Origin of the sequence: Plantactinospora sp. GCM10030261, from assembly GCF_042666615.1 — a bacterium.
Classification (GTDB): domain Bacteria; phylum Actinomycetota; class Actinomycetes; order Mycobacteriales; family Micromonosporaceae; genus KBS50.
Window position 1 is genome coordinate 1 of record NZ_JBHTDD010000057.1, and the last position, 9720, is coordinate 9720.

Sequence of the window (9720 nt, forward strand, 5' to 3'; positions counted from 1 at the left end):
TAACCCATCTACCGGAGACCTCGCCGTATACCGATCACCGACACGCCCGACCAGTCAACCCGACCCGTCACCCGACTACTTTTGACACACGGCCTAGTCCGGCCGGCCGGCTGCGCGGCTCAGCTCGGCTGTCCGGGCGCCTGCTCCGGCAGGGCGGCGGTGACGTCAAGCTCCACGAGCTGACCCGGAAAGCCGAGCTGGGCGACGCCGAGCAGAGTGCTCGCCGTGGTGAACGCCTCCGCCAGGGCCGAGGCGTTGAACCGTTGCCACACGGCGGCCAGCACCTCCCGGTCCGCGGTGGCAACATAGATCACCGTACGCACGACATGCTCCGGACCAGCACCGACCGACCGCAGGGCGACCAGCGCGTTGGCGGCCACCTGATCGGCCTGCCGCTCGAAGTCGTCCGGGCCGACCAGGTGACCGGCCGCGTCCAGCGGACACTGCCCGGCCAGGTAGGCGGTCCGGCCGGCCGGCGCGACTGTCACATGGTGGTAACCGGGAGTGGCGTGCAGACCGTCGGGGTTGTTTCGGAGAAGGGTCATGCGATCGATCATGCACGGTCGAGCGGAACCGGCGCGTCTCATTTCCACCCGTGATCCACTCGTGCGGCAGGTTCGTGAACGCTGGCGGTGGGGCTCCGGTCCGCGGCCCGTCTCTCCGGCCTGGCATGAGGTTCCGACCCGGCATCAGGTGACGTCGGCCGGCTCCGGACGGCCCGCCTGCTTGATCGGCTACCGTCCGTGCCGACAGCCAGGCAGGGCGGCTTGTGCATGATCGTCAGACGGCGTGTACAGTATGGCCCCGAGCGGCCCGCCGGGCTGCCGATGAACGGCGCCAGTCGTTCCCGGCACCCAGGTGCGGTCGACACCCAGGTCCGGGTGGCGGAATGGCAGACGCGCTAGCTTGAGGTGCTAGTGCCCGTATAGGGCGTGGGGGTTCAAGTCCCCCCTCGGACACGTTATTGCCCCATGAAGATCAGAAGAGCTGGTCGGGTCGCCTCTGACTTGGGATCTGTGGGGTTGCATCGGCTTCGGGGCCGAGAATCCAGCTGTCGTCGTCGCAGATGATCATCATGCCGTGATCTCGTAGTTGTTTGATGAGGCTGTGCTGGTTGAGGTCTGCGCCGAGCCGGGCGAATTGGCCGTTCAAGTAGGCCAGGGTTTCATCTTCGCGCACGTAGAGGTTGCCGGGACGCGCGGTGTCGGCGGGCTTGGCGCTGGTGTAGCCGTGGCGGCAGCGGTAGCCGGGCCGGTTGTTGACCCAGTGGGCGTCCATCCGGCGCCCGCACAGACCGCAGCGCATCAGTCCGGCGAGCAGGTAAAGGCGCTGGCTGCCATCCGCGGCGGGCCTGCTGGAACGGATCGCTTGTACGGCGACGAAGTCCTGTTCGCTGACCAGCGGGGGGTGGACGACGCGAGCGGAGATCACCCAGTCAGAAGAGGGGTTCCAGCGCTGCACCTGGCGGTAGCCGCGGCTGGGGGCGGCGGGGTCGATGGGTTCACGATCGGTGCGCTGGCGGTTCCAGACTTCGTGGCCGGTGTAGCGCGGATTCTCGAGGATCGCGGCCACGGATCGCAGTGACCAGGTCTGGTTGGTGCGGTGGCCGTTGCGTTCGCGGTCTTCGTCCGACGGACAAGGGACGCGGTTGTCATTGAGTTCGCGGGCGATGCCGGCGATGCTGCGGCCGGTGAGGCGCTGTGTGAATATCCACGTGACGACCAGTGCGGTGCCGGGATCGGGATCAAGCCGCAGGCGGCGTCTGCCTCGCCGGGCATCGGCGCGGTTGGGGTGCGGCCCGGCTTCGGTGAGTCGGTACCCGTACGGGGGGCGGCCGCCCAGATATCGACCTTGCTCGCGGGCTTGTGCCCGCATTGCCGCAGTGGTGCGGAACCGCGAGCGCAGCACCTCACGCCGCGACTGCGCGGAAAGCTGAAGGATCGCCAGATTATGCACCGGGCTGCCCGGGTCGTAGGGGCCACACAGTTCGGGCAGCCACACCTGTACTCCGTAGTGGGCGAATACCGGCGCCAGGTCGGAGAACTGGTTGGCGTAGAACGCCCGCTCGCATTCGCCGATCACGAGCGCGTCGAAGGGGCGGTTGGGGTCAGCGAGGGAGGCGAGAAGCTCGCGGGCTTTCGGGCGCTGCGACCATGGCAGTCGTCTGCTGTATCCGACGTCGAAGAACTCGGCCACGATTTGGCCGTGGCCAGTGATCAACTCGGAGGCGTTGTCGTGCTGCCACAGGTACGAGGTCTGATGATTCTGGTGGTCCTTGGTGGACATCCGCCCGTAGAACGCGAACCGCAACCCATCGGACGTTCGTTGTCGCCTCTCGCGGCCGGTTTTCCTTCGTGTGGCGCCTGCCCAGTCGGTCAGAACGGCAGGGGTCGTTGTGTGGCTGGCCAGGACGTTGGGTGTCCTGGGGGGTGACGGCGGCGAGGTAACATCGATGGGGGACACATCGATAGAACGACGGGAATCGACTCAGGTTGCGCAACTTGCGAGTCGGGTTCACATGCCCGACTCGCTCACGTCGTACCAGGCTCCTCGCTCGCCGGAGCGGCGAGCGCACCGTGGTGCCACTCGACCGCCCGAACGGCGAACCGCCGGGCGAGGAGCAGCCCCGGCCGATCGTCCGCTGCCGCGACCGCGGCCTACGTCGCAGGGTTGTTTAATGGGCCCGGCGATGCGGTGGAGTACGTCGATTACGAGTTCTACGACCAGGTCACCCTTATCGACGCCGGCGAGAACACGAGCCGGAACGGCGCCCGGGTCGCGCTCGCCCGATCACCTGTTCGCTCTGCGCAGGGGACATCGATATGGAGTGGTTTCACGACCTGATCGAGGAGAACGGCGAGAGCTTCGACAGCCTCGACGTCACGGTCCCGTGCTGTCGTGGGATCGTCGGGCTGGACGCGCTGCGCTACGACTGGCCGGTCGGCTTCGCGCAGTTCGAGGTGAGCGCCATGAGCCCGACGCGAGCGAAGTACGAGCTCGACGAGCGGGAACTCGGCGACGTGGCCGGCCTTCTCGGCCACCCTGTCGCGCAGATCCTCGCCCACTACTGATCAAACTTCGCGGATCGGCCTCGCGCCGGCCGGATAGGCATGAGGTTCCGGCAAAGCGTCACCGGCGGCTGCCATACTTCCGTGCCGTGAGCATCGACGAGTTCTGGAACGTGGTGGCGGCGGCGCGCGACCGCGCGGTCGACCCCTCGGATGCCGAGGAGGTCGCCAAGCAGATGCTGGCGCTGCTGATCGCAATGCCGCCCAAGGAGGTCGCAGGGCTGGCGCAGCCGCTGTGGGACCTGCGCGCCTGTTCGTACGGGTGGCAGTTGCGGCAGGCGGCGTACCTGATCAACGGTGGTTGCTCCGACGACGGCTTCGAGTACTTCCGCGGCTGGCTGCTGACACAGGGGCGGGCGGTGTTCGAGCGGGCTGTGGCCGATCCTGACACCCTCGCGGACCTGCCGGTGGTCCAGCGGGTCGCTGCCGACGGCGGTGACCTGGAATGCGAGTCAATGTACGGCGTCGTCTGGGACGCCTACGCCACCGTGGCGGCAGGCAGGCAACCGCCCGCGGTCACGGGCAGGTACCCGCTGCTGGGGCAGGGGTGGGACTTCGAGGACGCTGTCGAGGTCCGTCGGCGCCTGCCGCGGCTGGCCGCCCTCTTCGCGGGTTAGTTCCAGTTGGTGGCGGTGCATGTCGTGATCGAGCACTGCTCGCATAGGTAGAGGCTGCGCCAGCCGTGCCCGTACTCGCGGATGTAGTTCTGCACCGTGAGGATGTGGAACATCAGGTGGTCGCAGCAGCGGCAGTGCGGGTTCGGGTAGAGACCTATCGGCGGGCCGCCGGCTGTCCCAAACACGCTCGGCATCGACAGTATGTGTCCGTTGCTGTAGACGAGGTCGCCGTCGTAGGGCCGGAGTGTTGCCGCGCCGATGTTGCGCGGATCGCTGTTGTCGACCTCGGCGTCGTCGTTGCTGGGCGGCTCGTCGAAGGTGACGGTCTCGTCGTGCCAGAGGCCGTCCCGGTCGACCGCTGCGGTCAGCGTCCAGCCCACGGAGCCCTTCGGGCTGGCCAGGTGCACCCGATCGGTGGGCCAGTCTGGCATGCCTGGCATCCTGTTGAGGCGCAGCGACAGGTAATGCCATACCGCCGCGGTGGTGTCGGTTCGGCGAACGACCTGATCCAACGGCAGTCCTACGGGATGATCTGCGGTGTCCCGCTCTGCTCGGTCGGATACCGGTCGGAGTTCGATAGCCCGCCGGTGCGGGGTGAACCGGTACTGCGCCGACCCGGTGGGAGGCGTCCAGATGCCGGAGTCCTCGAACTCCTTCGGGTCCACGCCGTCGCAGACGAGGCCGGCGATGGCGGTAAGCGCGGCCTCGGTGCCGATTGCCGCGAGCGCCCACGCTTCCTGGTACGACCAGCGGCTGCGCAGCCGCCGCTGCAGATGTTCCACGCAGCGGTCGGGCGCGCCGTTCAGCAGCACGCACAGGTTGTCGAAGGTCACGTCGAAACCGTCGAGGAACTCGGTGACGACCGCTTCCTGATGCGGCCGGAGCCACTCCGGATGGGTACCCGCCACGTACGCGAAGTGGTCGCCGAGGTCGTTGCGCAGCCGCTCGTCGGTGGCCGCTCGACCAAGAAGCTCCACCAGGGCCGTAACGTCGTCCGCGGTGTCGACCGGGAACGCGGCAGCACTGGTGTGGGTCTTGATCGGCATTCGCGGACTGTATCAACGCAGCCGGGCTCGCGGCCTCGACCGCAGGAATGGAGCCGAACGCTTGAGGACGCGAGTCGGTCAGGCCGATCCGCCTCTCGCCGCGCTGCCGCGGCTCAGCGGCGGCCTGGTGCGACCTTGACAATCATGGCCGTTCCGGCAGGAGGTCGGCTCTCGTGCATGGTGATGAGGTCGCCGGGGCGCAGGTGACTCCAGGCGGTGGGGTCGAGTGGGGCCAGCCGGATCGAGCCGGTTGTCCCCGGTACGAGCTCGGAGGCATTCTCGACCCAGATGCGGGCGATACGCAGGTCCGGCTCGCCTGCAGGAGTGTGGTGGCCGATGGCCCACAGCGGCCTGAGCACACCTGCGCCGGGGATCGGTGTGCGGCGTCCGCTGTTATCCGTGGCGAACAGCGCGAGGTCGGCGCGGATGATGCCGTGTACCGCCTCCCACCTGCGCCAGCCGCACCAGGCGGCCATGCGGGTGCGCTGCATGGCCATGGCCGCGTCTTGGAGCAGTTGCCACCACTCGGCCGTGGTCGGGGTGGCGTCGCCGAGTTCGGCGAGGATGTCCAGTGCGATTTCCCACTCGTGGTAGCCCAGGTACTCGTGCACGTCGTGCACGGTCACGCCCGCCTCAGTGGCGGCAGCGCCGGGCACTGTCCGGCAGGCTTGCCGAAGAAGACCGGGGACATCCACAAAAGGATTGTGCAGCATGGTCGACATGCGGGGGGTGGGCCAGCGGTGACGTCGTCGTCACGGTGCAGCCGGTCACCCGAGCCGCATCAGCACAGCTCCACCTCAACTCCGTGTTCGCTGAGCATTCCGAGCAGATACTCCATGGTCACGGCGGTGGTCCAGCGTTGCCGGTCGTAGCCGGGCACCAGGTGTTGCTCGGCGACCTGCGCGTCGTGCCAGACGAGCGTGAACGGGGTCCGCGTGCCCCACCCGCCGGTCAGGCAGTCGTGCAGGGCGTCCAGGTTCCAGCCGAAGTAGCCGCCAGGGCCGTTGATTGCCTCGCCGATCGCGCAGTAGAAGCCGTCGAGGTCGGTGACGAACCGCCCGTCGAGGTGGTACACCTGTCGCGCGGCACCATCTGACGCGCGGCGGTGGTGGTGTGCGAGGGCGGCACCGGCCCACTCGTGCCGCAATGCGCTGTCGTGGCCTGCCCAGGCGTTGCGCTCGGCGGGGCCGCCCGCGTACCAGAGATCCCAGATCTCGCGCGCGGCGACCGGGAGCGGCTCGTTGACCGGGCTGTCGAACATGACGTCGACCAGGCCGTGGCCGATGGACGACGGCTGTACTCCCGTCACCAGGGCGAAGATGCCACCCGAGATCGTCGGGACGACTGTTCCGTCTGATTCCACGGCCAGCAGCGACGTCGTTACCCGGCGCCGCTGGGCGGAGCCGCCGCCGGCAAGGGCAGCCAAGGCGGCGTGCAGAGGCGGTTCGGGACGGCAGCCCACCAGGATCGCCGGGGGATACGACGAGTCGGGCCGCTCGACGAACAGGCCGCTGATGTCGAGGCACTCGCCCAGGTCGTCGCTTCCGTCGGGGCTGGTCATGTGGAAGCCGATCGCGTCCGGACGCTGGGCCAGTGTGCGGCCGGAGTACCTGGGGTCGTGGCGGACTAAGCCCTCCAGGTCGACGTCGACAAGGCCGTCGCCGTGCGCGGAGGGGCGGCAGGCCAGCACGGTGACGTCGAGAAGTTCCTCCATGCAGGCGCACCGGGTCGTTGCGCAGTCGCAGCCGGGTGGCAGCGGCCGGTCAGGATCATGCTTGCTGTCCAGCACGACGTTGCCCAGCCAGTTTCTGCGACCGTTCCGGTCAGCCGCTGCCGCCAATCGACCTGTGGGCCGGCAGCCGACCAGCGTGTATCGCTCATACCGCCGGGGTGGTGGATCGACGAGAGTCCCTGCACGTCGGCGCAGTGGGCGACAATCCGGTCCGGGCCGTCGAGGCTGCCGCTGTACTCGTCAAGGAGCTGCCAGCGCATCGGCACAGGCTCGATCACGACCCCGACCCTACCCAACGACCCGACAGCCGGCTCCCGCTCCCAGGCCGCTCTGACCTCACGAACACCTAAGGAACCAGGCGTCAGCCGACCCTTGCCGAGCAGCGCGGCGATCAGGTCGATCGCTGGTTGGCTCCCAGTTCGTCGCGCGCTGTGATCCACCGCCGGGCGAACTCGTAGGCGGTGATAGGCGTCGGCGTGGGTTCGGCGTCGGGTGGCAGGGGAACCTCCGGCGCTACGCCGTAGATCGCCTCGTACGCGCGCACTGCCTCGACACCTCCGGCGTCCCTGGCGGCGATGACCTCCTCCAACGACGCGGCGGCCGTGCAGATCTGTCCGAGATCCTTGGCTTCGACGTAGCGCCTTACCCAGCCGGTCGAGTCGACCTCCGCCCACGCGGCGGCACCCTCGTCCTCGATCTGCCAGGTCATATATCGGTACGGGAGGCCGATAAGCGTGCGCCAGTCTTCGTCTGCATCGGGTGAGTCCCAGCGTTCGATGCAGGTGCGGTCTTCTGCCCAGGCGACCGCCGTGCCCCACCGCTCAATGTCCTCGCGGGAATCGCCACCGTCCTTCCGGTCGACATCGACCAGCACGTCGCCCCGGTACAGATGCAGCACGCCCGCATCAAGGCGCCGGATGCGATAGATCGGCCGCTCGCCTGAATCCTGCACGCGACCGAGGGTAGCCGCGGTTCGATTCGTCACCGGATCGAGGAAGTGCTTCAGGAGGTCTTTACGGAGTCCGGCATCGGTGTGGTCGACAGCGGGACATCGGTAGCGGAACGATGAACGTCCTCGGCCCCGTTCAGCCGGGGCGATGGGACCTGGCGAGGGCCTGCGCTGTGCTCGGCACACCATTCCGCCCCACCGGCGTGAGCTCCTGGAGATCCGCGACACGCGGCGCTGCTGGAGCGGCGACGGTCCGTCGGCATCCGCAGCGTGCTCTTACGATGCGCCCCTGGCCGAGACGGCTCGGTTGACGGCTGCGTGGATCTGCAGCCACGGCGGATCGCTCTCGCCCGTCTCCGTCACGGACTCCAGGTCGTCCGGGTGCCAGGTTCGCTCACCGTCGGTGCGGACGGCATGATCCTCCCAGTCGGCGCCGTCGGGAATCTCGGATGTCGCGGCCACGAACTCCGCAACGCAGAGCCGCGACGCTTCCTGTGATGCTTCGCGTTCCCCAGGCCGGTCGCCCGGCTGGGAGAGGATCTGCAGGCCTCCGTCGCCGTCGGCGACCACGAACTCGCCCGACGCTGTCAACGCCAGCGAGGTCACGGGCGCTCGGGTGAGCACGTCGTGCTGGACCACGTCCTCACCGTGGATGTCGACCTCCAGGAGCATGCCCGCCGGCGTTCCGATCCATAGCACGTCGTGCCGGGTCCCGAAGACTGTGTTGTGCCGCGACCAGGCCTCCATCTCCTCCACCCACTCGTCCGGGTATGGGTAGCCGGGGCAGGGTGGGCCGAGCGTCGTGCCCAGCACTCGCTCGAGCGACGGGAACTCGAACACCTCCAGTGTCTGCTCGTACGCGTTGCCCCGGATCGCGAAGTGGCGCCCGTCCGCGCTGAAGACCGGCGCCTCGTATCCGTCGACGTTCAGGATCAACGTCCGGTCCAGCTGGCGCATGGCCGCCCCGACCCCGCCGTCGACCCGGGCGAAGGCAACGTAGGTGGCGGCCTGGTCGCTGCGGAGGGTGGCCACCAGGCCGCCGCCAGGGTGCACGGTCACACCGGTGTCCCACCGCGGCCCTGGGCTGACGGCTCCCGACACGAGATCGATCACGTCGGAGGACTCCCACGCGTCGTCTTCACTGGTGGCGGGCGACGCCCACAACGTATGGCCGTCCGGGCTGAAGGCCAGACAGTGATAGCCCGCGGAAGCCGGGACAGCCGACAGCGTCGATACGCCGTCCGCGCTCCACTGGGTGATCTGGCCTTCGGCGGCTACGACGAGCAGCGGCTCGTACGGATGCCACGCCGCTGCCGGGATCCGGTCGAACCGCTCCCATGCCTCAGCCGGGTAGGTGGGCTTGTCTCCGCCGACGACGCCGCGCTCGCGAAGGTTTCCGCCGGCGTGCTCCCAGATGCGCACCGCGGGCCGTTCGGAGTCCCAGCCGGCGATGTACGGCAGCCGGGGGTGGCACATCAACCGCTCGACGGGTACCCCACCGTCCACTCGCACCTGAGCCACGATCTCCAGCGACATGGCGGGCAAGCTAACACCTGCGGCCGACGATTCCGCCGCACGTGACGCGAGGTGCCTGGCAGCAACCGTCACGATTTGTCGATCCCGCTCAGGAGCCGTGTCCCGGGCTTCCGGCCCAACTGGCCATCACATCGGCGCCGGAGAGCTTGCCATGGTGGCGGCGAGGCTGGCACCGCCAACCCTCGCCGTACGTCGCAAGGTGGACTTCATCCCACCGTGATCGACCGCCCCCCCACCCGCTCGCCGCCGTAGATCGCGCCAGCGGGCCATGATGTCAGTCGACAAGGCCGATCGGTTCTGCGGCAAGGGCTGCTGGGACGATCGACGCGCATGCTCTCCCTTCGGTACGTAGGGAGATGAGGGCGAGGTCCGTGCGGGCCCCGCAATGGTCAGCAGACGCGGTCGAAGGACAGCTCGCTGTGGGCGGGTTTCGCGGTCAGGGCGGCGTGCACCTGCGGGTACCGCCCGGCCTCGGCGACCGCGTCGTCACGCTGCGGACCGACGGGCCGGAAGAAGAACCCGGTGTCCCGCTCGTGGCCGCTTTCCAGAACGGCCAGCCCGGCTGCATCGTCGAAGACCAACGTCAGGCCCACCTGCCAATACTCCGGCTGCGGATCGTCACCGCCGGTCGGCACCGCCAGCTGACGGGTGAATGAGACGCATCGTCGCCCGCCGTGCCAGGAATAGCGGCCCCACTGGACGATGAAGCCGTCGACGTCCGCGTCCAGATCCGGAACGAGACCCTCGATCTCGACGTCAAGGAACTCACGGA

10 protein-coding genes and 1 tRNA gene are annotated in these 9720 nt (G+C 68.4%); 3 read left to right on the forward strand and 8 right to left on the reverse strand.

The genetic code is table 11. From position 1 onward, the window contains the following. Positions 1 to 119: 119 nt before the first annotated feature. Positions 120 to 545, reverse strand: a complete 426-nt coding sequence (locus tag ACFQUZ_RS32180; RefSeq protein WP_377449043.1) for a RidA family protein — start codon at positions 543 to 545, stop codon at positions 120 to 122. 330 nt (positions 546 to 875) lie between these two features. On the opposite strand from ACFQUZ_RS32180, the gene ACFQUZ_RS32185 reads away from it, so the two are divergent. Beyond that, positions 876 to 959 (forward strand) — tRNA-Leu (locus ACFQUZ_RS32185). A 19-nt stretch (positions 960 to 978) separates the two neighbouring features. Here ACFQUZ_RS32185 and ACFQUZ_RS32190 read toward each other — a convergent pair. Continuing rightward, a complete protein-coding gene (locus ACFQUZ_RS32190) occupies positions 979 to 2310 on the reverse strand; it encodes a recombinase family protein (RefSeq protein WP_377449045.1) in 1332 nt (443 codons plus the stop codon). Positions 2311 to 2822: 512 nt separating this feature from the next. Between ACFQUZ_RS32190 and ACFQUZ_RS32195 the strand changes: the two genes are divergently transcribed. Continuing rightward, positions 2823 to 3071 (forward strand): hypothetical protein, encoded by a 249-nt coding sequence (locus tag ACFQUZ_RS32195; protein ID WP_377449047.1) that lies wholly within the window; start codon positions 2823 to 2825, stop codon positions 3069 to 3071. A gap of 86 nt (positions 3072 to 3157) precedes the next feature. Continuing rightward, positions 3158 to 3685: a DUF4240 domain-containing protein gene (locus ACFQUZ_RS32200; protein WP_377449048.1), complete on the forward strand. Its 528-nt coding sequence runs from the start codon at positions 3158 to 3160 to the stop codon at positions 3683 to 3685. On the opposite strand, the gene ACFQUZ_RS32205 is transcribed toward ACFQUZ_RS32200, so the two are convergent. The 6 genes from ACFQUZ_RS32205 to ACFQUZ_RS32230 all read right to left on the reverse strand — a co-directional run. Next, positions 3682 to 4731: a hypothetical protein gene (locus tag ACFQUZ_RS32205; RefSeq protein WP_377449050.1), complete on the reverse strand. Its 1050-nt coding sequence runs from the start codon at positions 4729 to 4731 to the stop codon at positions 3682 to 3684. The genes ACFQUZ_RS32200 and ACFQUZ_RS32205 overlap by 4 nt on opposite strands. 113 nt (positions 4732 to 4844) lie before the next feature. After that, the gene (locus ACFQUZ_RS32210) at positions 4845 to 5453 is read right to left on the reverse strand and encodes a hypothetical protein (protein WP_377449051.1); all 609 of its coding nucleotides are present in this window, start codon (positions 5451 to 5453) and stop codon (positions 4845 to 4847) included. Between the two features lie 59 nt (positions 5454 to 5512). Continuing rightward, the gene (locus ACFQUZ_RS32215) at positions 5513 to 6445 is read right to left on the reverse strand and encodes a barstar family protein (protein WP_377449053.1); all 933 of its coding nucleotides are present in this window, start codon (positions 6443 to 6445) and stop codon (positions 5513 to 5515) included. Positions 6446 to 6854: 409 nt separating this feature from the next. Continuing rightward, complete coding sequence (locus tag ACFQUZ_RS32220; protein ID WP_377449055.1) at positions 6855 to 7415, reverse strand: hypothetical protein; 561 nt, start codon at positions 7413 to 7415, stop codon at positions 6855 to 6857. A 273-nt stretch (positions 7416 to 7688) separates the two neighbouring features. After that, the gene (locus ACFQUZ_RS32225; protein WP_377449057.1) at positions 7689 to 8948 is read right to left on the reverse strand and encodes a hypothetical protein; all 1260 of its coding nucleotides are present in this window, start codon (positions 8946 to 8948) and stop codon (positions 7689 to 7691) included. Positions 8949 to 9337: 389 nt separating this feature from the next. Then, positions 9338 to 9720, reverse strand: a 383-nt coding sequence (locus ACFQUZ_RS32230) for a hypothetical protein (RefSeq protein ID WP_377449059.1), incomplete at its 5' end; no start/stop codon positions are given.